This window comes from Nocardia sp. NPDC005745, assembly GCF_040630775.1.
Lineage (GTDB): Bacteria > Actinomycetota > Actinomycetes > Mycobacteriales > Mycobacteriaceae > Nocardia.
The window spans coordinates 51,011-75,495 of record NZ_JBEXYF010000008.1 but is presented as its reverse complement, the minus strand read 5'-3'; the positions used below and the strand labels follow the sequence as shown (position 1 = coordinate 75,495).

The window sequence follows — 24,485 nt, the reverse complement described above, 5'->3', positions numbered from 1 at the left end:
TTCTGTCGAGCGTGAGGAGCGACGATGGTACAACCGAAACCGGAAAAGGATCCGGACCAGTGGACCACCGGCGACGAACCGATGACCGGACCGCAAGACTCCTACCTGCGCACCCTGGCCCAGGAAGCGGGTGAGCAGGTGCCCGAGGGCCTGACCAAGGCCGAGGCGTCGCAGCTCATCGACGAGTTGCAGCAGCACACCGGCCGCGGCGCCTGACCGGCCGGGCCATGCCGCCCGAGGTGATCTTGCCGAGTCCTCCGATGGTGGACAGGACTTCGGGCGGCCGGCTTGCCCTTGGCGCCGGCGAAGCGCGTCGGGTCCCCGGCGGGATGGATGCGCCTGTGGTCCGGAACGCTACTGCTGTAGGACGGACAGGACGTTGCCCGCGGGGTCGGTGAACCAGGCGATCAACGGACCGCCTCCGCGGTGAATGCCTTTCTCGTCCTGCTCGGCGAATTCGTACCGTTCGAAGCGCACGTCGCGGCGCGTGAGTTCATCGACGGCCGCTTCGATATCGGGGACGGGGAAGTTCAATACGGTGAAGGTCGCGGGCGTATGGTCCGGCTTCGGGTACACCAGGACCGCGCCCCCGCCGCCGAGGTGTAGCCGGAGCATCCCGTTCTCCTCGGATACTCGTATCCCGAGCGTCTCGGCGTAGAACCGCTTCGCCGCCTCGATGTCGTCCACCGAGAATCCACTGAACGCGCTGCTGTCGGTAAGCATCACTCGCCCTCTCGGTCATCGCAGCCCGGTGCTGCTCATCGAATCGAACGTAGTCACCCTCGGAATCAATCGGGGTGGCGAACACACCTCCCTCGTAATCGGCGAGTTCCGCCGGTTACCGACGTCTCGATGCGGCCCGCTATGGCCCGGGAGGGCGGACGCAGGACGATCACCTGGCTCGGCTCAGGGTTCGCCACCTCGACGTCGTCACGGCTGTCGATCATCACGTACACACCGCTGGTAGTCCAGACATCGTAGCCCGAGCCACCGGGTCTACGGCCGACCTTCGACGCGAAGATCCCTCACGGCTGGGGGCCCGCGCAGCTCATATATATTTAGATGCGCATATCTACGTATAGACATGAATCTTCCCTGCGGGGCCCGGCAACGGCCCGAACAGGCTTCGCCTGTGCAGTGCCACACCGTCACCGGCACCCGACGACTACCCCGCCCGCCGCGGCCTCGCCCCCCGGAGAACTCGGTCGGCACAACCGTAGTGGTGTCCGGTTGTCAGATGTTCAGCGGAGCGGTGGGCGGGAAGGTGACCGGCAATTCGGTCAGTGCCCGGTGGAAGGGACCCGGTCGCCAGTTCGGTGTCCGGTCCGGCAGATTCAGTTCGATCTCCGGCAGCGCGTCGAGAAGTTGGTCGATCGCCTCTTGCGCGATCAGATAGGCCAAGGATCGCGCCGGGCAGGCGTGCGGGCCGAGACCCCAGGCCAGGTGGGAGCGATTGCCGGTCAGGTCGCCGGTACGGATCGCGGGATCGTTGTTGCACGCGGCCATGCTGATGACGACGGGCTGGTGCGCGGGCAGCCAGACGCCGTCGATGAGGATCGGGTGGCGGGGATAGGTGATCAGCAGGTTCGCCAGGGGCGGGTCGTTGAACAAGACCTCGTCGAGGGCATCGCGAGACGACAGGTTGCCGCCGAGGAAGCTGTCGCCGAAGCGCTCGTCGGTGAGGATCAGCAGCAGGGTGTTGGTGATCAGATTCAGCTCGAATTCGATCCCGGTTCCGTAAACCTGGGACACATGGTGCGACGCCTCCACGTCGTCCAGCCGGGCGGAATGCTGGAGCAGGACCGAGGTGATGTCGCGTTGCGGTTCGGCGCGTTTGAGTGCCACCAGTTTCATCAGCGCCTCCCCGAGCATCTGATTGCCCTTCTCGGCGTCGACGCCCTCGAGGAGGGCAGCGGTACCGGCGGCGACCTGCCCGCCGATATCTGGCGGGCAGCCCAGCAGATAGTTCACGACCTCGAATACGAGTGGGAACACATATTGGCGGATCAGGTCGGCATTGCCGTCCTGGCAGAAGGAGTTGATCAGCGGAACGGCCAGTCCCTCGACGACGGCGTGGAGGGCGTACAGATCCACCTCATCGATGCTCGCGGTGATCGCCCCTCGGTAGCGGGTGAAGTCCGACCCGGTGCTGCGACTGGCCATGGGCCGCCACTCCAGGAGCGGGAGAATGGGGCAGTCGGCCGGGATGTTCTTCTGCCAAGCGCGTGGGTCGGCGGGGAAATGCTCGGGATCGTTGAGGATTCGCACCGCGGTGCCGTAGCCGATCACCAAGGTGGCGGGTACGCCGGGCGCCAACTCCACCGGCGCCAGAGACCCGTACTGCCGGCGCATTTCGCGGTAGGCGCGGTGCGGCTCGGCCGCGAACTCGGGCGAATACAGGGGCACCCGTGTGTCGTCCGAATCGATCGGCGAGCCGTGCACAACCGGGCACGACGGCGCTGGAACCTCGGACTGCGGCGTACTCAAGAAGCAAACTCCCAAACTGTCGGTATGCACTGCACGATTGCTGATACACCCGCTCACCGCTCGAGCGAGGAGCGGGTCGCCGGGGCTACGCCGGAATCGGTCGATGGTATCGCGCGCACGCATCAGCCTCGTCAGCGCACGAGAACGTGCTGACCAGAATGTTTTTCGGTCCGATGCGGCCGGACTTCCGTCCGGCCGCTACACAGCGATGGGCAGCGGAACAGAGTTCTATCAGACTCCGAGCGCATCCAGCGAATCGTGATCGTCGATGGCCGTGGTGATTCGCTTCAGCAGCGTCAGGCACGTCTCCACCGGTTGCATCTCGGGCTGGTACACCGCCCTGCCGATCGTGAACGCCCACGCCGCGTACGCGAACATGGATTGTTGCCGGTAGGCCAGCCACGCGTCGTCGAAGGCCGGGGCCCGGCCGTCGAGGGGGCCGAGTTCGTCGAGGTAGGCCGCCAGCAGTTCGCGGTCCCAGGCCCGGCGATCCTCGGGCTCGCATCCCGAGTTGACGGTGTAGGCGAAGTCGTGCGCCCAGCCGCCCCGCATTACCACCTGCCAGTCGACGAATCCCATTCGCCCGGAATCGGTTCGGTAGGTCTGGCCGATGTGCGGGTCACCGTGCAGCAGGGTCGGGGGCAGCTCGTTCGTCGCCTTGTCGATCGCTCGCTCGACACCGGCCCACAGCCGATCCGCTTGCCCGTGCAGCGCCTCGGGCACCACTTCCTCGGCCCGCCGCAGTCCGACCTCGCAACGCTTCTTCATGTCGATGGCGGCGAGATATGCCTGGAGGGCTTCGGTCGTGGTTTTGAGGTCCGTGATCGAAGGGTGGATCCAGAAGGCGCGGTGCAGCCGCGCGAGATTGCGTACCAGATCTTCGATCTGGTCGCGGGCGATCGGGGCGTTCGGCTCGATGAACCGCGCACCACGGGTCGAGGCGATGTCTTCCATCAGAGCGATCGAACGCCACGACCCGGCGTCGGCGGCGCCCCAGTAGCCGAACGGAGCCTCGATATCGACCTGCGGCCGAAAGTCCCTGAAGAAACGGGTTTCACCGTCGATCATCTTCCCGCCGCCGAGCAGAATCCGCTGTGAGAAGGCTGTTGTCGTCTTCGCGAAGAGATCGGTCGGCAAATTCGCCTGTTTGCCCGCGTCGTTGTACTCCACGCGTATCGCTACGCGAGTGGACGTTCCGCGGCTGCCGTTGGAGGTTTCGAACGAGAGCACCTCGGCCCCGGGGACATCGCGGCACAGGACGGCCGTCAGCCACTGCGGTGTCACCGTTTCGCCGGACACCGGGACGTCGTCGATGTCCCGGGCCTTCGGCCGGAAAATCCTCTCGCCCATGATATGAGCACCGACTGTGACAGACCGTCCGAGCAGCCAGAGCTTGTGGTTCATTCGCTTGCCTCGATTCCGGGATACGACTCGACCGCCCGGGCGACTGGATGCCTGGCGCACGGGCCCGCAGGACAGTAACCCATCCTCTCGAAAAGCCCTTCCGACGATGCGATTGCCGAACCCCCTCGGCGAGAACGGCTCCGGGCTGACATGGGCACGAACCCCACCGGGCTTCTCACCCGTGGGATGAGGAGCCGTCGGGCAGCCGAACCCGGCACGGGCGACCTCGAGAAGCCGCCGCCGCAGCCCCCGCCGTCGAGTTCGCGCGATTCGATCAGATGTGGCAACCGCGACGGGCCGTACGCGTCACCTGAGACGACCGCGTATCACTCGCGCCGAGCGGACCTCGCGGCCTGCGCCGCGTCCTTCTCCGCCTCGTCGAGCTTACGGGTGTCGCGCGGTTCGGCGAAAGGCTGCATGTCCTCCGGCAATCCCTGGGCGATGGCTTTGCCGTGGTCGAGTTCGGCGTTGATCTCGGCTCCCAGCAACAGCGCGATGTTGGTCAGCCACAACCACACGAGGAAGATCACGACACCCGCCATCGACCCGTAGGTCTTGTCGTAGGAGGAGAAGTTGGCGATGTAGACCGCGAACAACAACGAGACGATCAGCCAGATGAGGACTGCGATGACACCGCCGGGGCTGATCCATTTCACCCCGCCTTGCCTGGCGTTCGGGCTGGCCCAGAACAGGATGGCGAGCAGCACCGACAGGAGCACGAACAGCACCGGCCATTTGGCGATGTTCCAGAGCGTCACCGCGGTGTCCCCGAGTCCGAGGAAATCGCCGATCTGGTGGGCCACCGGCCCGCTCGCCACCACGATGGCGGTGCTGATCACCAGGAGGATCACCGCGATGAGGGTGACGCCGAGCCGGATGGGCGCGGTCTTCCAGATCGGGCGCCCCTCCCCGATGCCGTAGACGACGTTCGAGGCACGCATGAACGCCGCGACGTAGCCCGACGCCGACCACAGCGCGATGGCGAGACCGAATATCGCTCCGAGGCCGGCGCCCTGCTTGTTGGCCTGGGCTTGGGTGATGAGCGTGTGCACGAATTCGGCGCTCGATCCCGGCGCGATCTGCTGCGCCTGGTTCATGAGTTCCTCGGCGGCATTCGGCCCGAGCAGCCCGAGCAGCGAAACCAGCACGATGAGGCCTGGCACGATCGACAACACCGCGTAGTAGGTGAGCGCGGCTGCCAGGTCGGTCAAGTTGTCACGCTGGAACTCCCTGCCTGCGCGTTTGACCACCGCGAGCAACGATGGTTTCGACAGTTCGGCCGGGCTGCTCGGCTCGTTCGGGTCGAGGTCCGGCCGGGCTCCGGTATCGGTCGCGCGGCCTCGTGCCTCGACGCGGTTTCGCGTACTCGACGAGTCGACAGCCTCGTCCTCGTGCCGGTTCGGTCTGCCGCGATCTGTAGCCATGTCGGTTCGCCTCGCTCAAACGCATCTCTCGGTCACGCGCGGGAAGGTGCCAGCACTTCCGCGCTGAACGAGTGGTGCCCGAAGCAGCGGTTCTGAAACACCGGGCCCGTCACCTCCGGCGACCTGGTCATTGAGATCCAAGGGTCGTCCCGTCGGACGCAGCACTGTGGCGCAACGCCGACCACGAGGGGGAAACCTGTCCCTCCCGCACCATCGCGATTCCACACCGGGCGAGCGCCGAGCTCACCCGCCGCGTGCGCTAGGGTTCGAACCCGTGTCCAAGCTGCGGCGGCGCGTGGCCGAGGCTGCGGAAGCGGCTCTGGCCCAGCGCAAATACGTGTCGGCGGTCGATGTGTTCACCGTTCTGGGGTGGGTGCGATCCAGCCATGTCGATCGCTGGCGGCAGGGGCAGGTGCCGTCGTTGGAGCAGGTCACGGCGGTGGACGGGCGGCGGATGCACGATGCGGCGCAACTGCTGGGCGAATGGGCCCGTGAGCGCGACCTCACCGCGAGTACAGCGGCGTATCTGTCGGGGGGGCGCGATCGCGAGGCGCTGCGGTTCGTCGACACCGGTGAAGACGAGGTGTTCCGGGTGCACTGGCTGTCGGGAAAGCTCACCCCGGCACAGCGCGAACAAGTCGTCCAACGCCAGAACCGGGCCCCGGATCTGACGGTGATCGAGGCCGCTGAGGCGTGGACCTGCACCGAGTGCGCCGAGACCGGCCCGTATCTGATCACCTCCGCCGCCGGACCGCTGTGCCTGACGTGTTCGGACCTCGACCATCTGGAGTTCCTGCCCGCCGGGAACGCGGCGCTGAGCCGACGCGCTAAGAAGGAGAGCGCCCTCGCGGCCGTCGTGGTGCGCTTGAACCAGCGACGTAAGCGCTACGAACGGCTCGGCATCCTCGTCGAGGAGGCCGCCCTGACCCGCGCCGAACAGCAATGCCTGGCCGACGACGATGCCCGCGCCCGCCGCCGCGAGCGCGACCGCGTCCGCCGCGCCGCCCAGGACGTCGAATACTGCGCCCGCATGTCCGACGAAATCCAACGGCTGTTCCCCGGCTGTCCCACCGATCGTGCCGCCGAGATCGCCGAACACGCCGCCGCCCGCGGCAGCGGCCGGGTAGGCCGTACCGCCGCAGCCAAACTCCTCTCCCCCGAAGCGCTCACCCTCGCCGTCATAGCCTCCATCCGCCACCGCGACACCGACTACGACCACCTCCTCATGACCGGCATCCCGCGCAGGGAGGCCAGGGCCCGCATCCGCCCCACCGTCGACCACGTGCTCGAAACCTGGCGCGGCTGAGACGCGGCCGCGTCGCATCCTGACGCCACCGCATCCAGCGATCGGCGGCGCGCCGAGATCACCGACTATCGAATGTTTCCTGTCCTGTTCGATCGGGACTTGAACGTGTGCAGCCCCGCTGTTGCGAGAGTCTGCTGTGCGCCGAACTCTTCGAAGGTGCCGACCGGGCGGAAACCGAGCCGGGCGGCAAGTTTCAGCGAACGGTGGTTTGCAGTCTGGGTCACGACGAGAACCGGTTCGTCAGGAAGTTCGTCGGCGGCGGCGCGCAGTGCGGCTGCGGTGGCTTCGAATGCCAGCCCCATACCCCAGGCACGGTGCCGCAGAACGTAGGACAGCTCGAGTTCGTCGGCATCCTCGGTGATGTGTCCGGGCTGGTCGGCGGACCGACGATGGAGCATCAGCGTTCCGATGAGATGGTCGGTGGTCTTGTCTGCGACGACATAGGCGCCGGGAGCGGCTGTCACGTTGGCAGTGCCAACCGCGTCGAGGTACTGCTCGACGGCAGTGCGCGACCGCGGGCCGCCGAGATATGTCCGCACCTGAGGGTCGGTTTGTAACTCGATGAGTCCCTCGCGGTCGTCGTCGTGCGCTTTGCGCAGTATCAGGCGATCGGCGCTGATCACTGGAGCAGAGAGCATCGGAAGGACCATGAGGCCATTCTGCGGCATGAAGGGGGTCGGTCCGGCGAACACGACCTCGCTACCTACAGCCCGAGGAGCGGGAACCGCCCGCTCCACCGTTCGGCATGCCGGCCGATGAGCCGCGTCAACAGGCCTACCGCCGACTCCGCCACGCTTGTAGGGCCGCTGCCGTCAATACCTCGCCGTGGCCCACACAGACGACGTCGACGTCCAACTGGGTCAGCCGGTGGGCGGCCGCCTCGACGGCGGCGCTGTCCAGGTTGAACACACCCGGCATAGTGACACCGCGGACATTGGCCAGTGTGTCGCCGGTGAACAGCACACGGTGACGCGGCAGATGCAACGCCACACTGCCCTCCGTGTGGCCGGGGACGGCCAATACTTCCGCGCCGCCGCCGAAGTCGAGTACTTCACCATCGCGCAATTCGCGGTGCACGGGGGCCGGGCGCGGAGGCGGGCCCAGTTCCAGGGCGTCGGCGATCGGACGTTCCCAGTCGCGCAGCACCGGAGCCGGTTGCGGACGTTCGCCCCGCACGATATCGGCATCGGCGTGATGGACCCAGATCTCCGCTCCCCACTCGGCGAGATCGGCCGCCGACCCGATGTGATCGTCGTGGGCGTGGGTGAGAATCACGCGCCGTACCCGGTCAGCGGTGAAGCCCAGCGCATCGAGACCTTTTCCGATCTCTTCGGCCGCGCCGGGCAGCGCGCAGTCGATCAGCGTCACCTCGGCGCCGTCGTTCCACACATAGACGTTGAGGTCGTTCACCTCGGCGAACCGCAGCGCCGAAAGCTGGGGCGATACAGGCACGATTTCCACATGGCGAAGCTACCCGCGACAAGCTCCGATACCCGCTCGATCTGCCTCAGGCAGAAAGCCAACACCTCGGCATCGACAATCTGTTACGCGGTAGTCCTCGGCGGCTTTCGGCCTGGGCGGTGGAAATTCTCATCCGACGCCGGACACGGATTTCGTCGTCAGGTATCCGGCCAGACCCTCGCGGCCGAACTCACGGCCGATGCCGCTGGCCTTGACGCCGCCGAAGGGCGCGACGGGATCCATGCTGTAGGCCTGGTTGATGCCGAAGCTTCCGCTGCGGATACGGCGCGCGACCGCGAGCGCCCGGTCCGGATCACTCGACCAGACCGAGCCCGACAATCCGTAGTCGGTGTCGTCGGCGATCGCGATCGCCTCGTCGTCGCCGGTGTAGGGGATGACGGTCAGGACGGGGCCGAAGATCTCCTCGCGGGCGATCCGCATCCGTGGGTCGACCTCGGTGAAGAGAGTGGGGCGGACGTACCACCCCCGGTCACAGCCGACCGGCATGTCCGTGCCGCCGACGGCCAATCGCGCGCCCTCGCGGATTCCGGTGTCGATGTAGTCGCGCACCCGGGTCTGCTGGCGTTCGGACACCATCGGGCCGATGTCGGTCGCCTCGTCGAAGGGGTCGCCCACGCGCAGCGCCCACACCATCTCGTTGAGCGCTTCCACGTACTCCCGATACCGATTGCGGGGCAGCAGGATCCGCGCTTGCACAACGCAGGCCTGACCGCCGTTCATGAGCGCGGCCACTCTGATCCCGTCGGCGACCTGCCCGGGATCGGCGTCGTCCAGCACCACCGCCGCCGATTTGCCGCCCAGTTCGAGGCTCACCCGGCGCAGCGCAGGCGCACAGGCGGCGGCGACCTGCCGTCCCGCTGCGGTGGAGCCGGTGAACGACACCTTGTCCACGCCGGGGTGGGCGACGAGATGGGCGCCGATGTCACGGTCCCCCGGCAAGATACTGACCACTCCGGGTGGAATACCGCTGTGCCGCAGAAGATCGGCCATGAGGTAGGCGTCCAGCGGCGTCTCCGGCGAGGGTTTGAGCACCACGGTGCATCCTGCCAGCAGCGCGGGGATCAGCTTGGCGACGGTGAGGAACATCGGCATGTTCCACGGCACGATCGCCGCGACGACGCCGACAGGCTCGTGACAGACCAGGACGCCTGAGCCGAAGTAACCGGGCCGGGTCTCCTCCCACGGGAAGTTCGCGGCGATGTCGGTGAGCGAGCGCATCATCACCCCGGGGAGCCGAGCGTGCGCGGAGCGCGAGAACCGCAGGGGTGCGCCCATTTCCGCGGTGATCAGGCGGGCGAGTTCGTCCTCGCGCTCGGTGTAGCGGTCGGCGAGGTCGCGGACGATGCCGATGCGTTCCTCGGCGCCGAAGCCTCGCCACGGGCCGTGGTCGAAGGCTTCCCTCGCTGCGGCCACGGCAAGGTCGACGTCGCGGGCGTCCGGCGCCGCGAGCCGCGCGATCACCGTTTCGGTGTGCGGTGCGACCACCTCGAGGGTGCGGTCGGTGCTGGGGGCACGCCATTCGCCGCCGATGAACAGGCTGGTGTGTTCACGCATCGGACAGTCCGGTCAGGGCCGGTAGGCGGCGATGTCGCGGAGCAGCCGCACGACCGGCGGCGGATCGAGTTGCAAGCCCACCGGCGCCGACATCTCCCCGGAGCGGGACTTCCGACCGAGCGCCGCGCGCACGGCCTCGAGGTCGCTCGCCTCGATCTCGTAGAGCGCGATGTAACTGGGGTCGCCGTCGACGGTGGCGAGGCGGCGGGCGGAGACGACGCCGTCGAGCTCGCACATCTCGGCGAGGTGGGTGTTCTCGTACCAGTCGTGGTAGGCGGCGGCCTCCTCGGCCGAGTTCGGGCGCGATTCGACGAAGAGAATTCCGGTGGGCATGTGCCTTCTCCTGGCGTGACGGGGTTATCGGACGGGCACCGCGGCAGCGCGGGCAGCGGTCGTATTCTTGTGCACGACACCGCCTTTCATCACGAACAGCACCTGTTCTGTGACAGTGATGTCGCGGGTGGGATTGCCGGGAACGGCGATGATGTCGGCGAGCAGGCCGGGGGCGAGCTTGCCGCGATCCTCGGCGCCGACGAGTTCGGCGCTGGTGACGGTGGCGGCGCGCAGCGCTTGGACGGGGGTCATTCCCCGGTCGACCATCGCCCACAGCTCCTTGGCGTTGTCGCCGTGCGGAACGGCCGGAGCGTCGGTGCCGCAGGCGATCTTGACGCCGGCCTCGATGGCCTTGCCGAGCATGCGCCGCGCCTGCGGGAACACGGTCGCGGCCTTCTCCTGTAGGGCCCGCGGCGCCTTGGACACGTCGAGACCCTCGGACAGGTAGCTGGTCGGAACCAGGAACGTGCCGTGCTCCACCATCATGGCGATGGTGTCGTCACTGGCCAGTGACCCGTGTTCGATGCAATCGACACCGGCCCGGACGCACGCCCGAATTCCGGCGTCGCCGTGCGCGTGCGCGGCCACCTTCAGCCCGGCGCGATGGGCTTCGTCGACGATGGCGCGCAGTTCCTCATCGGAGTACTGCTGGGTGCCCGGGGCGGTGCTGTGCGACATGACCCCGCCCGATGCCGAGATCTTGATGACTCCCGCGCCGTACTTGATCTGATACCGCACCGCGTGCCGCACCTGGTCGACGCCGTTGGCCAAGCCCTCCTCCACCGACAGCGGCATGATGTGCGGGGCGAGACGCTGGAACATGGTCGGATCCAGGTGGCCCCCGGTCGGTGTGATGGCGTGGCCCGCCGACACGATCCGCGGACCGGGGAACCAGCCCTGTTCGATGGCGCGGTGCAGGTCGACGTCGAGCAGGTATCCGCCGGTCTTCACCATCAGCCCGAGGTTGCGGACGGTGGTGAAACCGGCCAGCAGCGTCGTTCGGGCATTGATCGTGGCGCGCAGCGTGCGATAGACCGGGTCGTCCTGCACTCCGTGCATCGGGCTGGGCAACCCGGATGGATTCTCCGGGCCGCCGATGAGCAGATTGATCTCCATGTCCATCAGCCCGGGGAGCAAGGTGGTGTCGCCCAGATCGAGCACCGTGGCGTCGGCGGGTGCCAGGGTGGGGTCCACCGCCTCGATGTATTCGCCGCGCACCACGATCACGGCGGGGCTGTGCACCTCGCCGGTCACCACGTCGACCCAGCGGGCGGCACGCAGCACGACGGTCTCGGTGCTCATGGCCGCGGCTCGATCAGGCAGTCGAGCATCGCCGCACCGGAGTCGGGGACGCGGGGCTGGCTCCACACCTCCACCGGGAAGGAGACCATGACCATCGAATACAGCAGCCACAGCAGGCGCCGGGCGTCGTCGGGCAGCTCGTCGAGTGCGAACTCGTCCAGGTACCTCATCGCCGCTTCGGCGCGTGGGGTGATCGCATCGTAGAAGCGCTGCATGTCGTCCATCGAGCCGGCCAGGCGCCGGGCGTAGCGCTCCGGTTCGGTTTCCAGGCACCAGGTTTCGGCGAAGGGTTCGAGGTCGGCGAACTCCGACGGCAGCAGGGCGCTCATCGGGTGCCCGCCTCGGTGCGCTCGTTCCGGTAGGACTGCACCCACTCGCCTGCCACCTTGTGCAGGTGGCGCAACAGGATCTCCTGGTCGTTGAGCGGGAATGTGGTGACGGCGCGCGATTCGAGCATCGTCTGCGTGGCCTCGAGGGTGTTGCCGTCCTGCAGGGCGTACTCCTTGAAGGTGACCGCCGCCATCTCGTGGGCGACCCGTTCGCGCGGGGTGCGGGCGGGCACGAAATACAGATTGCCCTCGAAGATGTGGCGATTGTGGCTGGTCGGCCAGTAGTGATAGGTCAGATACCAGCCGCCGGACCAGATGAGGATCACGAAATTGGGCCACAGCTGGAAGGAATCCAGCCCCCACGGATCACATTTCGCCGGGTTCAGCCCAGGCGGCATCGGGCCCAATTCCGGCGTCTCCCACGGCCCGAACAACCCGCTGCGGGTGATGTCCTCCATCGGCTTGCGCATGGTGGGGTCGAGCTCCCAGGCGACCACGCCGGAGGTGCTGACCAGCCGGTGCGGGCCGTCGAGCTGGTAGTGCGGCGCTTCGAATCCGGCCTGCTGCGCGGCGGTCGAGTAATTGTCCGGCGTCTGCTTCGCGTGCAGCACGGGCGCGTGATAGAACTCCTGGAAGGCGTCCATGTACAACTTCCAGTTGGCGCCGACCTCGGCCCGGTAGTAGTAGCGGTCGGTCATGTGGTCGAACGGGTAGCCCTCCAAAGCGGTCACCATCGGACCCAAGAACTCCCGCAACGTCTGGGGCGGTTCAGCAGCGAGATTCACGAAAATAAACCCCGCCCACACCTCGCAATGCACCGGAGCAAGCCCGTACCGATCCTTGTCCAGATCGAAGAACTCCCCCTCCTGCTGCACAAAGGTCAACCCCCCATCCAGCCCATAACGCCAACCGTGATACTTACACGTGAACTGCCGACACGTCCCCGAAGTCTCCTCCTTCGGAAAATCGTTCCACACCAACTTGTTCCCACGATGACGACAAATATTGTGGAACGCACGCACCCGCCCCTCCCGATCACGCACCACGATCACCGACGTACGCGCGGCATCGATCTCCTTCGTGAAATAACTCCCCACCCTCGGAACCTGCTCCACCCGACCCACATTCAGCCAAGCACGCTTGAAAATCGCCTCCCGCTCCAACTCGAAGAACTCCGGGGAGATGGAGTCTTCGTAAGACACCGGGCCGGTGCCCAGGTCGGGGTAGTGCTGGGTCCAGCTTCCTTCGGGGGGTTTGGGCCAACGAGGCATGGTCGTACTCCTGTGCTGTGTTCGGGCCGGGTCACTGGATGGGTTCGTCGCCGAGCACGGTGGTGCGCAGCATCTCCCGTGGCGAATCCGGCTCGTAGGGCGCGGCGCGGTGGATCACGCCGCGGTTGTCCCAGATCACGGTGTCGCCGACGGACCACTCGTGCCGGTACACCCGCACGGGTGCGGTGCTGCGGGCGAGCAGGTCCTCCAACAGAGCGCGGCTCCGGTCGGCATCCAGACCCAGCACCTCGCCTGCGGACGCGCCGAGCACCAGCGAGCGCCGCCCGGACCGGTGTGTCCACACGATCGGATGCTCGCGGACCGGCCGCCGCCGCCACGCCGCGAGCTGCTCTGGCGTCGGGTCCGGCGTGATCTTCCGCTGCGATGCCTCCAGCGAGTGCACCACCCGCAATCCGGCCAGATAGTCCCGCTCGGTCTCGCTCAGATCGTCGTATGCCTTATAGGTGCTGGCGAACTCGGTCTCTCCGCCGCTGTCCGCCACTGCCTTCGCCGACAGCATCGTCGCCATCTGCGGGTATGCGCCGTCCTCCGGGGTGCACCCGTCGATGTGCCAGTCGAAGGTGGCGCGCAGGTACCCCGCCGAGGAGTTCTTCGAGGTGTCGAGACTTACTCGGTAGATCCCCTCCACCGGGTGGTGGCCTGGGGAGGTGTCGATCGGTCCCAGGGTGCGGCAGAACGCGACCTGGGTCTCGGGGTCGAGGTTCAGGCCGCGGAAGACGAGCACGCCGTTGTCCTCGAGCGCCTGCTTGATCGCCCCGGGCACGGCGGGGTCGCCGACGAGCCGGTCGGGTGTGAGGCCGACGATCTCGGCGCCGACGTCGTGGCCCAGCTTCTCCACGGTGAGTGTTGTCATGATCTGATCCTTCGGATTCGGTCGGTCAGGGCGTGGGCTCGCCGACGCGCGCCAGCCAGGCGTCGGCGCTGTCGACCGGCGCGGGCTGTTGGAAGATCTCCACCGCCATCGCCACCATGACCAGCGAGTAGACGAGGTGGAGCAGGTTGAGGGCGTCGTCGGGCAGCTCGTCGAGGGGGAACTTGTCGCAGTAGACGATGGCGTCGTCCAGGCGGGGGAAGAACGCGTCGTAGAAGGCGTTGAGCTCCTCCATCGTGCTCGCCTGCCGCTGGGCCCATCGGGCGGACTCGGATTCCAGGCACCAGGTCGGCGCGAATTTCTCGAACTCGGCGAAGGCCGGAGGCAGCATGGGCCCGCTCATGACCGGGCTCCCACTCGCTCGCCGCGGTAGTCGTCCACCCAGTCGGCCACGACCTTGTGGAAGTGCCGCACCAGGATCTCCTGGTCGTTGACCGGGTAATCGGTGACGTTCGCGGTGCGGTAGGCCTGCTCCAGCGCGGTCTGGGTGCCGGTCAACATGCCCGCGTCCTGCAACGCGAACTCCTTGAACACGACCGAGGCCACCTCGTGCTCGACGCGTTTGCGTACGGTGTCGGCCGGCTGGAAGCACAGCGTGCCCTCGAACACGTGGGTGTTGTACGAGGTGGGCCAGTAGCGGTAGAGCAGATACCAGCCGCGGTAGAACAGGATCTCGATGTTGGGGAAGATCTGGAAGTTGTCGATTCCCCAGGGCTCCACCCGGCCGGGATTGATACCCGGTGGCAGTTCACCGATGTCCGGTGATTCCCACGGACCCACCAGGCCGCTGTGGGTGACCCGCTCGATCGGATACATGTACTCCGCGGGCAGCGTCCAGCGCCGAGCACCCCCGGTACTGACCATTCGGTGCGGACCGTCGAGCTGGAAATGCGCGCAGGTGAATCCTGCGTCCGGCTTGCGCACCGCCCCGGGAACCTGCTGCGAGTGCAGACCCGGCACGTGGTAGTACTCCTGGAAGGCATCGGCGAACAGTTTCCAGTTGCTCTGGTTCTCGGCCCGGAACTCGTACCACTCCGTCATGCGGTCGAACGGGTAGCCCTCCAAAGCGGTCACCATCGGACCCAAGAACTCCCGCAACGTCTGGGGCGGTTCAGCAGCGAGATTCACGAAAATAAACCCCGCCCACACCTCGCAATGCACCGGAGCAAGCCCGTACCGATCCTTGTCCAGATCGAAGAACTCCCCCTCCTGCTGCACAAAGGTCAACCCCCCATCCAGCCCATAACGCCAACCGTGATACTTACACGTGAACTGCCGACACGTCCCCGAAGTCTCCTCCTTCGGAAAATCGTTCCACACCAACTTGTTCCCACGATGACGACAAATATTGTGGAACGCACGCACCCGCCCCTCCCGATCACGCACCACGATCACCGACGTACGCGCGGCATCGATCTCCTTCGTGAAATAACTCCCCACCCTCGGAACCTGCTCCACCCGACCCACATTCAGCCAAGCACGCTTGAAAATCGCCTCCCGCTCCAACTCGAAGAACTCCGGGGACACCGAATCCTCGAACGAGATCGGTCCGGTGCCCAGGTCCGGATAGTGGCGGGTCCAGCTACCCGTGGTGGGCTTGGGCCAGTCGGTCATCGTGGTACTCCACTTCTGCGGTGAGGGACGGGTCAGATGACGGTGCCGCCGTTGACGCCGACCACCTGCCCGGTGATGTAGCGGGCGTCCTCGGAGCACAGGAACGCGCACGCGGCGGCGATGTCGTCGCCGCTGCCGAGGAAGCCGACCGGGATCGCGTTCGCCATGGTCGCGTTGTCCGGCAGATGCCCGGCCGCCTGCGAACCGCGCGACATCGGGGTGTCGATACCGGACGGCGGGATCGTGTTCACCGTGATGCCGCGCGAGGCGTATTCGCGGGCGAGCCCCTTGGTCATCGCGATCACGGCGCCTTTGGCGGCGGTGTAATGCACCATCCCCGGCGAGCCACGCTGGGCGCTCGACGAGGAGATGGTCACGATCCGCCCCCACTTCCGGGCCAGCATGTCCGGGACGACGGCCTGCACGCAGTGGAACGTGCCGGTGAGATTGACCTCGACGACGCGATTCCACGATTCCAGGGAGATGTCGGTGAACGACTCGAAAGCCACCAATCCGGCGCTGGTGACGAGGATGTCGACCGGGCCGAAGGCCGTGCGGGTGGTGGTCAGGGCGGCTTCGACGGCGGCGCGATCGGTGACGTCGACCGCGAAACCTGTTGCCGTTCCGCCGGTCTCACGGATCTCCTCGGCGGCGCGCTCGGCGCCGTCGAGGTCGAGGATCGCCACCCGGTCGCCACCGGCGGCGAGGCGGCGGCAGATCGCCAGGCCCATGCCGGAAGCTCCGCCGGTGACGACAGCGGTCCGCCCGGCCGGTTTCTCGGGGGTGTGCGGGAGTGACATCGGTGGCGCTCCTAGTCGTAGTCGACCCGCAGCAGCGGGCCGGTCGGGACGGCCTGGCAGGTGAGCACCCAGCCGTCGGCGATTTCCTCCGCGGTGAGCACCTCGTTGCTGCGCATCACCGCACTGCCTTCGACCACTCGTGCGATGCAGGTCGCGCAGCTGCCCGTCTCACAGGACGAGGGCGGGCGCAGGCCCAGTGCCCGCGCCGCCTGCAGGACGGTGGTACCGCCGCGGTGCTCGCCGCTGGCGGTCCGGCGTCCGCAGCGGATGGTGACCCGCGCGGGCTCACCGCCGGCCGAATCCTCGGGAGCGGCTGCTTCACCGGGGGTGAAGCGTTCGAGGTGCACCCGCTCGTCCGGAACACCGCCCTGCGACAGGCCGGAGCGAACGACATCCATGAAGGGCGCCGGACCACACAGGAAGTACTCGTGATCCCCTGCGCCGGACAGTGTTTCGCTGATCCGCCCGGCCGTCAGCAGACCGGATTCGGCGTCGATGTGGTCGACGACGGTCAGCCGGCCGGGGTAGCGCGCGACAAGGTCGGCCAGGCCGGTCGCGAAGATGATCGAATCGCGGTCGCGGTTGGCGTAGAACAGGCGCACCCGGCGCGTGGTGGTGGCCAGTGCCGTCTTCACGATCGAGAACACCGGAGTGACACCGCTTCCCGCCGCGAAGGCGACGATGTCGCGCTCGGAGTCGGGCAGGACGAACGCGCCCATCGGGACCGTGACGTCCATCGTGTCGCCGGGCCGCACCTGTTCGATGAGCCAGGTCGACACCAGTCCCCGCGGTATTCGCTTGACGGTGATCTGCGGGTGCGGGTCGGTCACCGGCGAGGAGGACATCGAGTAGGACCGGTGATGGACCTGCGCACCGATCCGCACCCGCAGAGTGAGGAACTGCCCGGCCCGATACGCGTACCTGCCCGCGAGCAGTGGCGGGATGTCGAGGACGAACGAGCGGGCGTCGGCAGTCTCGGTGCGCACGTCGGCCACGCGCACCGGGTGCGTCCGGATGCCAGGCCGGAGCGCGGCTTCCTCCGCTGGAATCGGCACCGCGTTCTCCATTCGGTTCGCCGGGAAGTCCCGGCCCGAGAAGTTTGATCGAACGGTTAATTTGATCGACTGGTTAAATTTATAGGGTTGGCCGGGGACGATGTCAAGGCTTGACAGACCGGGATACGCAGCTTCGGACGCGGGCGCGCGACCGCGAACCTCGTCGGCCATATGATCGAGCGACGGCACGCGACCGCGGACCGACGCCCGTTCTCGGTGCCGGGCAGCGACAGCGAAGGGAGGCGGCAGGCGATGAAGGTGGAACGGGCGAGCAGGGCCCACAGTGCGGCCACCCGTGTCGCACTGCTCGACGCGGCCGAGCAGATCATGCTCGAAGAGGGCTATGCCGCCGTCAGCTCACGGCGCCTCGCCGCCAGGGCGGGAGTCAACCCGGGGCTGGTCTACTACCACTACGACACCATGGACAACCTGTTCGTCGAGCTGTTCCGTCGCGGGGCCGACCGCAGCTACCAGCGCCAGCGCGAGGCGCTCGAGGCCGCCCAGCCGCTGTGGGCGCTGTGGGAGGCCATCCATGATCAGTCGCAGACCGCGCTCACCATGGAATTCGTCTCGATGGCCAATCACCGCAAGACGATCAGGGCCGAGATCGCCCAGTCGTCACGGCGATTCCGGCTCCTGCAACTCGAGGCGGTCGGCGACATCCTGCGCGGCTACCCCGACGTCGCGCCCATGTGGACACCGACCACTCTCGTCATGCTGATGTCCAGCATCTCGCGATTCCTGCGCATGGAGGAGTCCTTCGACATCGACACCGGACACACCGAGACGATCGCCTTGATCGAGAACTTCCTGCGCAGCGTGGAAGGCGAACGCAGCCCCGGAAAGACGCGCGCCGCGGGAAGCAGCCGATCCTGACCTTGTTCGCGGCCCGCGAGCACGCTTACGCTGTGCGGGTGCACAGCATCACGACCGTTCACCTCCGCCGGGAACGACCGGCGGCATGACGCCATCCGAGCCCCGGCTGCCGCCGCTGCCGATCCAGCTGTGGGACGAGCAGGCCCGCGAGATGCTGCGCGGACGGCTGACCACGGCCGACCGCTACCTGTCCGGCGCCCCCGACGCCCCTCCCCTGCCCAACGTGCTCGGAGTGCTCGGGCACCATCCCGAGCTGGCCGCCGCGTGGCTCACCTACAACAGCCTGCTCCTCGAGCGCTGCGCGCTGGACCCGCGCGCTCGTGAACTGGTCATCCTCCGTGTGGCCTGGCGCAGCCGTTCGCGCTACGAATGGGAACAGCACGTGCGCATCGGTCTGCGAACGGGCTTGTCCCCGAAACAGATCGCCGCCGTGCGGCAGGATCCAGGCGCCGAACTCTGGACCCGACCGGAGCGCCTGTTGGTGACCGCCGCCGACCAGCTGCTGGACCGGCACCGCATCGACGACGACACCTGGACGGAACTCGGTACGCACTTCGACACCCGGCAGCTGATGGAGCTCATGTTCGTCACCGGCTCCTACCTGTGCTTGGCCATGGTCTTCAACAGCGCCGATCTACAGTCCGACCCGGATGCCGAACCCCTGCCCGCCGAGCTGGAGTTCGACCCTCGCGACGACGAGAACCGTTCTCCCTCGGCCTGATACACGGCTCGGCCATGCGCCGCATCCTCGCTATCGCGGCGGCCGAAAAGTCCACCGACTGGCAAATACGCCACGCGCCCTACGACTCGGTCACGATGACCGCGCACCGGCAGTTCCGCGAGCCGTAGCCGTGCGGTAGCGGAGGCTCGTCAGCAGGCGGGTGATGGAGAGTTGCCGAGTAGAGCCAGGTCGACCGTCTCGGCCATCGCACGGTAGCCGGCGAGACTGGGATGCAGGCGATCCGGGCTGGCGTAGTCATTTCGCAGGACGGACGGGTTCGCGGGGTCGCGCAGGGTGGCGTCGAAGTCGACGATGCCGTCGGCGAGGTTCTGGGTGCGGATCCATGCGTTGATCTGCTGCCGGTCGGTCTCGCTGCGGGGTGCCAGAAGTACACCGTCGACGAGGGCGTCGGAGGCGGGAAGCAGTGTGCCCAGCCAGATCTTCTTGCCGTGCCCGTGTGCGGTGGCGATGAGTTTCTCGTAGCCCGCGATCATCTGGGTGGCTCCGGCGGGCGGCGGCAGGCCGAGATCGTTGATGCCTTCTTGGACGAGAACCCCGCTGACACCGGACTGAGCGAGCGCGTCGCGCTCGAAGCGCGCCAGCCCGCTGGGGCCGAGCAGAAGCGGCTCACCGCTGGCGAGCACACGATTGCTGCCGATTCCGGCGTTGACCACCGAGATCGGAATGCCCGCAGCGTCCAGACGGCGTTGCAGCACGTCGGGATAGCGCCCGTTGGTGTCGGCCACCCCGCGATCCACCGGCACGCTCAAAGCGGTCGCTCCCACGAAGCCGTCGGTGATGGAGTCACCGAACGCCACCACCGCACGGGTATCGGAGGGTGCGAGAACGTCCAGAGCGGCGACATACAACCAGGAACCGGTGGTGGAGCCGAATCCGTCAGCCCCTGGCCGCCCGGTGAGATCACCGCTACCGGCGGGAGAGTAGAACGAGGTGGCGTTGGCGTTCCAGTGCTTGGTCGGCGGCCCCGCCGAATCGGGAACATAGATGCTGACCGCCAATGGGGCGAACGCCGAGACACCGAACGACACCGGGTCGCTGACGACATCGGCTCCGGCAGGCAAGGTGATCGCTGCCTGCCCGCCGAACAGCACCGGCACCGCGTTCGCCACCGCCGCGCCGGATACCTGGTCGGCGATGCTCACCCGTTCGAATGTCACCGGCGTCAGCCCGAACCGGTTGGTCAGATGCACACGCAGTCGCGATCCACCCAGATGCGGAGTGATGACCATCCGAAAACTCTGATCGTCGACCGCGAGCGGAATCGGCCCTCCGGCCGCGTCGAGGGGGGTCACCGAATCGGTGGGACTGGCCGTCCACGACGCCACGAAATGCTCCCCGAGACACTCGGGAGGTTGCGCCCGAGCTGTCGCGGTATCCCCCACGACCGCCGCGGCTCCGGCCGCGAGCAGGACGACAGCGACCAGCGCCGCCCCGCACATACGGGTACGCTGCCGGATTCGCCTGCCGGGGAGGATCCCGGCCGAAGCCGCACGAGCCATTGCGGAAGATTTCACGATGATCACCGCTCCGTCGAGGGTAGCTCGCGCGTCAGATCCGGGTGCCGATGTCGCGGGCGACGATATTGTCCATGGCGCGTTCGGCGACCGCGGCGATGGTCATCGACGGGTTGCACGCCGCGGTGTTGCCCGGCATCAACGCTCCGTCGAGGACGTAGAGCCCCGGTTGGTCGTGCACGCGGCCGGCGAGGTCGCAGACCACGCCCATCCCCGCCCCGCCCAGGGGATGCCAGGTCGAGGGGAACAGGGCATTGGTGTCGAGCAGCATGCCGTCAGGTCCGGCGATCCTGCGGACGGCGGGGCCGATGTGGTTGTCCTGGATGTAGCTGTCACCATCGGTGGGCCAGTGCAGGATCGCGTCGTCGCGTGCGGAGTCGTAGATGAACGTGCCGCGTCCGTCGCTGATGCCGTATCCGACCATCATGGTGCTACGAGGATCCAGCGACAAAGGCGGAATGCTTGCCTGGATCACCGTGTGGGCTGCGTGCGGATCATCCCAGTTCTCGCTGCCGTAGACCACCGGCCCACCCTGGGGAGCGCCGAATTCGGCGGAGGGATCGGTCCAGACATAGATGCGGTCGGCGTTGGAACCCCAGCCCTGGCCCAACCCGTCCGGCAGATCACGGATGAGCCCCTTGGCGCCCGCGCGCACCAGCAGGCGGGTGGTGTTGAGACTGCCCGCCGCCAAGATCAACGCACCGGTGGTGAGGACCTTGTTCTCGACGACCGCGCCGGTGGTATCCAGACGCTGCACATGCACGATCCACCGGCCGTCGGATGCGCGTTCGACGTCGGTGACCTCGTGCAGGGTTTCCACCCGAACCAGACCGGTGGCCTCGGCGGCGGCGATATAGGTGACATCGACCGAATGCTTGCCGCCGTTGTTGACGCCCATCGCGCCGTCACCGTTGGTGTAGGACGGTTTCATCTCCCCGCGCAACTCGGCCAGCGCGAAATCCCAATCGATGGGCATCGGGATCTTCGACAGCGGCATCCCCGCCCGCCGGACACGATCGGCGAAAACTCGTGCGGCCCGGTAGTTGTCGCTGGCGATCAGCTCGTCGGGCGCCTCGGCCAAGCCCAGCATCCGGGCCACTCGCGGATAGTGCACCTTGTTCATCAGTGCCCAATCCAGTTCCGCGGGGAAGTGGGTGTCGAACACCTCCTGCGCGGGCTGTAGCGACATTCCCTGGTAGATAAGGGAGCCGCCACCGACGCCCGACGCGCACAGGGCGGTCATGTTCACTCCCGGCACCGCTTCGACCAAGCCGGTGTAGGGCTCGAACACCATCGGCCGCCCGAACAGATTCGGGCTGGAGCGATACCACAGCAATCGCTTGTCCGGTGACGAGGCGCGGGGAAACGTTTCGGCATTCGGTCCGGTGGTCCAGCGCATCCCGCGCTCGAGCACGGTCACGGGGACACCCGCTTGCGCCAGGCGCAGGGCACTGACTCCACCACCGAAACCGGAGCCGACCACCACCACGCGGTGCTCCTCGTAGGTCAGCGCGACGTTGTTCACCTGTGCGGCGGCAGGGACAGGTGTGCGGGCGGCCAAGGCAGCGGCACCGGTCGCGACGATACCGGTCAACACTGACCGGCGCGAAATTGCTGGCATTACAGATCCTTCGGTGGCAAATACATGTCGAACTACGTCCTGAGCGTCGTGCGAGCCGGGCTTCCGACCGCCGGATCAGGTGGTGTGCGCGTAGCAAGGCGATCTCCGCCGCGAGCCGGGTGAGGCCGGCTCGGGCGGTCGGAGATCTCGGTCGGCGCCGACTCGAGGCCGGCGCGAGGTGCGGTCAGTCGAAAGTGCAGCCGGTGACGGGTTTGTCCGCGAGGCGATCGAGCAGGTAGGTGATCGCGTTGTCCGGCCCGAAGCCGTCGATAATCTCCGGCCCGAAATGATTCGGGATAGTGGTCCCGGGAAGGATCGGCGGCAGATCATTGGTGCGGAAAGTCACCGCGGCGCCCTTCGCGCACCAGTCCTCGGCCAGCTGACGCGCCTGACCGTAGGGCACGGTGTCGTCGTTCAAACCGCTGGTGATCAACACCGGCGACGCCGGGGTGAGATTCCCGATACGCAACTCGGCCAGGACGGGCCCGGCCTCGGGAATCGCCGCCAGATGCTCACTCAGCGAACGGCCGTCGTTGGTGAGCGAACTGGTCTTCAAGAACGGGTGACGGGTGACGATGTCGCCGATGCATTCATCGCTGAGCGTCTCCAACATCGCCCGTCCCGCGGGCGAGGTGACCCGATCGACTGCCTTGTTCAAGTCCGGGTACCGCGCGAGCAGACCATTGATCGCGAACCCGATGGCGCCACCGATCAACGCGCCGTCGATACGTTCCAGGATCGCCGCCAGGTCCGCCACCGGCCCACCTGCCCAAGTACCCTTGATGTTGAGTTCCGGCGCGTAGTCCGGTTGCATCTCCGCCGCCGCGGCGGTCGCTCCGCCGCCTTGCGAGTAGCCCCACAGCACCACCGGGGTCTCCGGTCCCACACCCGCCAGATTATGAGCCGCGCGCACCCCGTCGAGCACCGCGTGCCCGGCCTCGATCCGGTTGGCGTAGGTATGAATTCCCGGCGTGCCCAGACCGATGTAATCGGTCACCAGCACTCGCGCACCCAACCCGCTCCAAACCACCGAAGCCGGAAGTTCCTGATTCGCCGACAAACTCGGCGAAGGATCGGCGGACACCGTCAACCCGGTGGAGAACGCCACCGACATCGCACAGCGATCACCCTGCCCCGACGTACCCGGACCGATCACCACCGTCGGACGCGGACCCGGCCCCTGCCACGGTCCCGTCGCATCGATGAACGTCCCGGAAACCGCCACCGGAGACCCGTCCTGCAACCGCGAGGTGTACATGACGTGCTGCGCCTTGCCCGGCCACCCTTTGTCCGTGGGCGGCGTCGCGAACAGCGCCATCGGCGCGGTCTTGATGATCGCGCCTCGTTCCGACGGGATCTGCGCGGGCGGAAGGTAGAAATCTCCGACCGGCGCGGCCGCCGCCTCCCGCGTGTCGACTCCCACCACGGTCACCACGGTGACGCACACCGCGGCCACCGCCACCGCCACCGGAGCGGCCCAGCGCCAGCCCCATCGGGAACGCCCATGCTGTCGTTGCATCGATCAACTCTCCGTGAACTCCACCCGGCACCGTCGCCGGGTGTCCTGCGTCGCAATAGCCGATTGACATGAACTACGTCACAGCTTGCAACCTACGGAACGGTAACACGGTTACTCGAAAGTTGGAATCGCGTCATCGCCATCCCCCGAAGGTCGGCGAGAAATCGGTCCTATCAGGTCGGCGCGGGCGGCCGACCGGGCTGAGGTCGGCGCCGACCGGAGCCATGGCCGACAGCCCACTACGGAACAGCTCGATCGCGCCGACCGCGGCCCCGGTGATCGTCGCGGCATGCAACGCCTGTGCTTTGAACGCTTGCGCGGCGATACTCAATCGGTGCAGGACCGGATCGACCCGATGCCCGGATCGGGACGGCCACCCCTCACCCCACACGACCACTTCCACACCGCCGTCGCCCAACGCCTCGAGCAAGCCCCGGCGCGCGCGGCGATCGTTTGCGCAGATGTTCGCACCAGCAGCCAGCGCGTCCGGCCGACGCCCCTCCCCCGACGGGGCGAGCGCGGACTCGAGTGGCACCACCTTCGCGCCCAGGATGCGCAGCGGCCGGGTATCCGACATGTCCGCGACGAGCACTGTCACATTCCAGCCCGCCGCCGCACGATCGAACAGCCAGCCACCGGCGTGCTCGACGGCATCGGCAACGCTGCTCGCGACCACATCGAGGCGATACCTTCGCATCATCGCCCTCTCGGCTCGGGTGGCGTACACAACGAGCCGACAACGCCAGTTGCCACCTCGCGACTATCGATTCCCACCCAGCCGACGCCACGGCCACGGCCGCCGCGATCCGACCGGCCCGCGCTCGCGCTTCCGACGAGATGTTGTTGATACATCAAATGACTCCCCAGAACTCCACCACCGCGACTTGCGCCACGAGTGATTCAGATCACGAAGATGACGTCCATCACAGTGCGAACCACCGCACAGTAACACAGTTACTC

General features: G+C 67.1%; 24 protein-coding genes. 4 read left to right on the top strand and 20 right to left on the bottom strand.

The genetic code is table 11. From position 1 onward, the window contains the following. Positions 1-24 precede the first annotated feature (24 nt). Positions 25-216 carry a DUF3072 domain-containing protein gene (locus ABZ420_RS11010; RefSeq protein WP_357120176.1) on the top strand — a complete coding sequence of 64 codons (192 nt, stop codon included), beginning with the start codon at positions 25-27 and terminating at the stop codon, positions 214-216. Positions 217-354: 138 nt separating this feature from the next. Here the strand turns inward: ABZ420_RS11010 and ABZ420_RS11005 are convergent, their stop codons facing one another. From ABZ420_RS11005 to ABZ420_RS10990, 4 genes are all read right to left on the bottom strand, one after another. Then, entirely contained in the window at positions 355-723 is a 369-nt protein-coding gene (locus ABZ420_RS11005; protein ID WP_357120173.1) for a VOC family protein, read from the bottom strand. 510 nt (positions 724-1,233) lie between these two features. Continuing rightward, positions 1,234-2,487, bottom strand: a complete 1,254-nt coding sequence (locus ABZ420_RS11000; protein WP_357120170.1) for a cytochrome P450 — start codon at positions 2,485-2,487, stop codon at positions 1,234-1,236. Positions 2,488-2,718: 231 nt separating this feature from the next. Next, positions 2,719-3,837, bottom strand: coding sequence for an aminoglycoside phosphotransferase family protein (locus tag ABZ420_RS10995; RefSeq protein ID WP_357120167.1), 1,119 nt, complete (start codon positions 3,835-3,837; stop codon positions 2,719-2,721). 380 nt (positions 3,838-4,217) lie between these two features. Then, positions 4,218-5,315 carry a YihY/virulence factor BrkB family protein gene (locus tag ABZ420_RS10990; protein WP_357120164.1) on the bottom strand — a complete coding sequence of 366 codons (1,098 nt, stop codon included), beginning with the start codon at positions 5,313-5,315 and terminating at the stop codon, positions 4,218-4,220. A gap of 274 nt (positions 5,316-5,589) precedes the next feature. Between ABZ420_RS10990 and ABZ420_RS10985 the strand changes: the two genes are divergently transcribed. Further along, complete coding sequence (locus tag ABZ420_RS10985; protein ID WP_357120161.1) at positions 5,590-6,621, top strand: DUF2293 domain-containing protein; 1,032 nt, start codon at positions 5,590-5,592, stop codon at positions 6,619-6,621. A gap of 65 nt (positions 6,622-6,686) precedes the next feature. Here the strand turns inward: ABZ420_RS10985 and ABZ420_RS10980 are convergent, their stop codons facing one another. The 12 genes from ABZ420_RS10980 to ABZ420_RS10925 form a co-directional block, all read right to left on the bottom strand. Then, complete coding sequence (locus ABZ420_RS10980; protein ID WP_357120519.1) at positions 6,687-7,259, bottom strand: GNAT family N-acetyltransferase; 573 nt, start codon at positions 7,257-7,259, stop codon at positions 6,687-6,689. Positions 7,260-7,395: 136 nt separating this feature from the next. Beyond that, on the bottom strand, positions 7,396-8,082 hold the full coding sequence (locus ABZ420_RS10975) for an MBL fold metallo-hydrolase (protein WP_357120158.1): 687 nt from the start codon (positions 8,080-8,082) through the stop codon (positions 7,396-7,398). A gap of 129 nt (positions 8,083-8,211) precedes the next feature. Further along, positions 8,212-9,657 carry an aldehyde dehydrogenase gene (locus ABZ420_RS10970; RefSeq protein ID WP_357120155.1) on the bottom strand — a complete coding sequence of 482 codons (1,446 nt, stop codon included), beginning with the start codon at positions 9,655-9,657 and terminating at the stop codon, positions 8,212-8,214. Positions 9,658-9,669: 12 nt separating this feature from the next. Then, positions 9,670-9,990 (bottom strand): hypothetical protein, encoded by a 321-nt coding sequence (locus tag ABZ420_RS10965; RefSeq protein ID WP_357120152.1) that lies wholly within the window; start codon positions 9,988-9,990, stop codon positions 9,670-9,672. A 24-nt stretch (positions 9,991-10,014) separates the two neighbouring features. Beyond that, a complete protein-coding gene (locus tag ABZ420_RS10960) occupies positions 10,015-11,292 on the bottom strand; it encodes an amidohydrolase family protein (protein WP_357120149.1) in 1,278 nt (425 codons plus the stop codon). Further along, a complete protein-coding gene (locus tag ABZ420_RS10955) occupies positions 11,289-11,621 on the bottom strand; it encodes a hypothetical protein (protein ID WP_357120146.1) in 333 nt (110 codons plus the stop codon). The genes ABZ420_RS10960 and ABZ420_RS10955 overlap by 4 nt, the downstream gene beginning before the upstream one ends. Next, complete coding sequence (locus tag ABZ420_RS10950; RefSeq protein ID WP_357120143.1) at positions 11,618-12,892, bottom strand: aromatic ring-hydroxylating dioxygenase subunit alpha; 1,275 nt, start codon at positions 12,890-12,892, stop codon at positions 11,618-11,620. The genes ABZ420_RS10955 and ABZ420_RS10950 overlap by 4 nt, the downstream gene beginning before the upstream one ends. Before the next feature lie 31 nt (positions 12,893-12,923). After that, positions 12,924-13,766, bottom strand: coding sequence for a TauD/TfdA family dioxygenase (locus ABZ420_RS10945; RefSeq protein WP_357120140.1), 843 nt, complete (start codon positions 13,764-13,766; stop codon positions 12,924-12,926). Positions 13,767-13,791: 25 nt separating this feature from the next. After that, positions 13,792-14,127 carry a hypothetical protein gene (locus ABZ420_RS10940; RefSeq protein WP_357120137.1) on the bottom strand — a complete coding sequence of 112 codons (336 nt, stop codon included), beginning with the start codon at positions 14,125-14,127 and terminating at the stop codon, positions 13,792-13,794. Then, on the bottom strand, positions 14,124-15,398 hold the full coding sequence (locus ABZ420_RS10935) for an aromatic ring-hydroxylating dioxygenase subunit alpha (protein WP_357120134.1): 1,275 nt from the start codon (positions 15,396-15,398) through the stop codon (positions 14,124-14,126). The genes ABZ420_RS10940 and ABZ420_RS10935 overlap by 4 nt, the downstream gene beginning before the upstream one ends. A 32-nt stretch (positions 15,399-15,430) precedes the next feature. Next, positions 15,431-16,198, bottom strand: coding sequence for an SDR family NAD(P)-dependent oxidoreductase (locus tag ABZ420_RS10930; protein ID WP_357120131.1), 768 nt, complete (start codon positions 16,196-16,198; stop codon positions 15,431-15,433). A gap of 11 nt (positions 16,199-16,209) precedes the next feature. Next, positions 16,210-17,424 (bottom strand): ferredoxin--NADP reductase, encoded by a 1,215-nt coding sequence (locus ABZ420_RS10925; RefSeq protein WP_357120128.1) that lies wholly within the window; start codon positions 17,422-17,424, stop codon positions 16,210-16,212. Positions 17,425-17,505: 81 nt separating this feature from the next. On the opposite strand from ABZ420_RS10925, the gene ABZ420_RS10920 reads away from it, so the two are divergent. Both ABZ420_RS10920 and ABZ420_RS10915 read left to right on the top strand, forming a co-directional pair. Then, complete coding sequence (locus tag ABZ420_RS10920) at positions 17,506-18,129, top strand: helix-turn-helix domain-containing protein (protein WP_357120125.1); 624 nt, start codon at positions 17,506-17,508, stop codon at positions 18,127-18,129. An 85-nt stretch (positions 18,130-18,214) separates the two neighbouring features. Continuing rightward, on the top strand, positions 18,215-18,850 hold the full coding sequence (locus tag ABZ420_RS10915; RefSeq protein WP_357120122.1) for a carboxymuconolactone decarboxylase family protein: 636 nt from the start codon (positions 18,215-18,217) through the stop codon (positions 18,848-18,850). 149 nt (positions 18,851-18,999) lie between these two features. On the opposite strand, the gene ABZ420_RS10910 is transcribed toward ABZ420_RS10915, so the two are convergent. From ABZ420_RS10910 to ABZ420_RS10895, 4 genes are all read right to left on the bottom strand, one after another. After that, a complete protein-coding gene (locus ABZ420_RS10910; protein WP_357120119.1) occupies positions 19,000-20,385 on the bottom strand; it encodes a GDSL-type esterase/lipase family protein in 1,386 nt (461 codons plus the stop codon). A 34-nt stretch (positions 20,386-20,419) separates the two neighbouring features. Then, complete coding sequence (locus tag ABZ420_RS10905) at positions 20,420-22,006, bottom strand: GMC oxidoreductase (RefSeq protein WP_357120116.1); 1,587 nt, start codon at positions 22,004-22,006, stop codon at positions 20,420-20,422. A gap of 184 nt (positions 22,007-22,190) precedes the next feature. Continuing rightward, a complete protein-coding gene (locus ABZ420_RS10900) occupies positions 22,191-23,525 on the bottom strand; it encodes a lipase family protein (RefSeq protein ID WP_357120113.1) in 1,335 nt (444 codons plus the stop codon). A gap of 133 nt (positions 23,526-23,658) precedes the next feature. Further along, positions 23,659-24,225: a hypothetical protein gene (locus tag ABZ420_RS10895; protein ID WP_357120110.1), complete on the bottom strand. Its 567-nt coding sequence runs from the start codon at positions 24,223-24,225 to the stop codon at positions 23,659-23,661. Between the last annotated feature and the right edge of the window lie 260 nt (positions 24,226-24,485).

Excerpts from the sequence above, each read along its gene's own strand:
- ABZ420_RS10895 (WP_357120110.1), bottom strand. The coding sequence starts at position 24,225 with ATGATGCGAAGGTATCGCCTCGATGTGGTCGCGAGCAGCGTTGCCGAT.
- ABZ420_RS10935 (WP_357120134.1), bottom strand. The coding sequence starts at position 15,398 with ATGACCGACTGGCCCAAGCCCACCACGGGTAGCTGGACCCGCCACTAT.
- ABZ420_RS10980 (WP_357120519.1), bottom strand. The coding sequence starts at position 7,259 with ATGCTCTCTGCTCCAGTGATCAGCGCCGATCGCCTGATACTGCGCAAA.
- ABZ420_RS10940 (WP_357120137.1), bottom strand. The coding sequence starts at position 14,127 with ATGAGCGGGCCCATGCTGCCTCCGGCCTTCGCCGAGTTCGAGAAATTC.
- ABZ420_RS10950 (WP_357120143.1), bottom strand. The coding sequence starts at position 12,892 with ATGCCTCGTTGGCCCAAACCCCCCGAAGGAAGCTGGACCCAGCACTAC.
- ABZ420_RS10900 (WP_357120113.1), bottom strand. The coding sequence starts at position 23,525 with ATGCAACGACAGCATGGGCGTTCCCGATGGGGCTGGCGCTGGGCCGCT.
- ABZ420_RS10970 (WP_357120155.1), bottom strand. The coding sequence starts at position 9,657 with ATGCGTGAACACACCAGCCTGTTCATCGGCGGCGAATGGCGTGCCCCC.
- ABZ420_RS10905 (WP_357120116.1), bottom strand. The coding sequence starts at position 22,006 with ATGCCAGCAATTTCGCGCCGGTCAGTGTTGACCGGTATCGTCGCGACC.
- ABZ420_RS10990 (WP_357120164.1), bottom strand. The coding sequence starts at position 5,315 with ATGGCTACAGATCGCGGCAGACCGAACCGGCACGAGGACGAGGCTGTC.
- ABZ420_RS10955 (WP_357120146.1), bottom strand. The coding sequence starts at position 11,621 with ATGAGCGCCCTGCTGCCGTCGGAGTTCGCCGACCTCGAACCCTTCGCC.
- ABZ420_RS10945 (WP_357120140.1), bottom strand. The coding sequence starts at position 13,766 with ATGACAACACTCACCGTGGAGAAGCTGGGCCACGACGTCGGCGCCGAG.
- ABZ420_RS10995 (WP_357120167.1), bottom strand. The coding sequence starts at position 3,837 with ATGGGCGAGAGGATTTTCCGGCCGAAGGCCCGGGACATCGACGACGTC.
- ABZ420_RS11005 (WP_357120173.1), bottom strand. The coding sequence starts at position 723 with ATGCTTACCGACAGCAGCGCGTTCAGTGGATTCTCGGTGGACGACATC.
- ABZ420_RS10920 (WP_357120125.1), top strand. The coding sequence starts at position 17,506 with ATGAAGGTGGAACGGGCGAGCAGGGCCCACAGTGCGGCCACCCGTGTC.
- ABZ420_RS10915 (WP_357120122.1), top strand. The coding sequence starts at position 18,215 with ATGACGCCATCCGAGCCCCGGCTGCCGCCGCTGCCGATCCAGCTGTGG.
- ABZ420_RS11010 (WP_357120176.1), top strand. The coding sequence starts at position 25 with ATGGTACAACCGAAACCGGAAAAGGATCCGGACCAGTGGACCACCGGC.
- ABZ420_RS10960 (WP_357120149.1), bottom strand. The coding sequence starts at position 11,292 with ATGAGCACCGAGACCGTCGTGCTGCGTGCCGCCCGCTGGGTCGACGTG.
- ABZ420_RS10925 (WP_357120128.1), bottom strand. The coding sequence starts at position 17,424 with ATGGCCGACGAGGTTCGCGGTCGCGCGCCCGCGTCCGAAGCTGCGTAT.
- ABZ420_RS10930 (WP_357120131.1), bottom strand. The coding sequence starts at position 16,198 with ATGTCACTCCCGCACACCCCCGAGAAACCGGCCGGGCGGACCGCTGTC.
- ABZ420_RS10965 (WP_357120152.1), bottom strand. The coding sequence starts at position 9,990 with ATGCCCACCGGAATTCTCTTCGTCGAATCGCGCCCGAACTCGGCCGAG.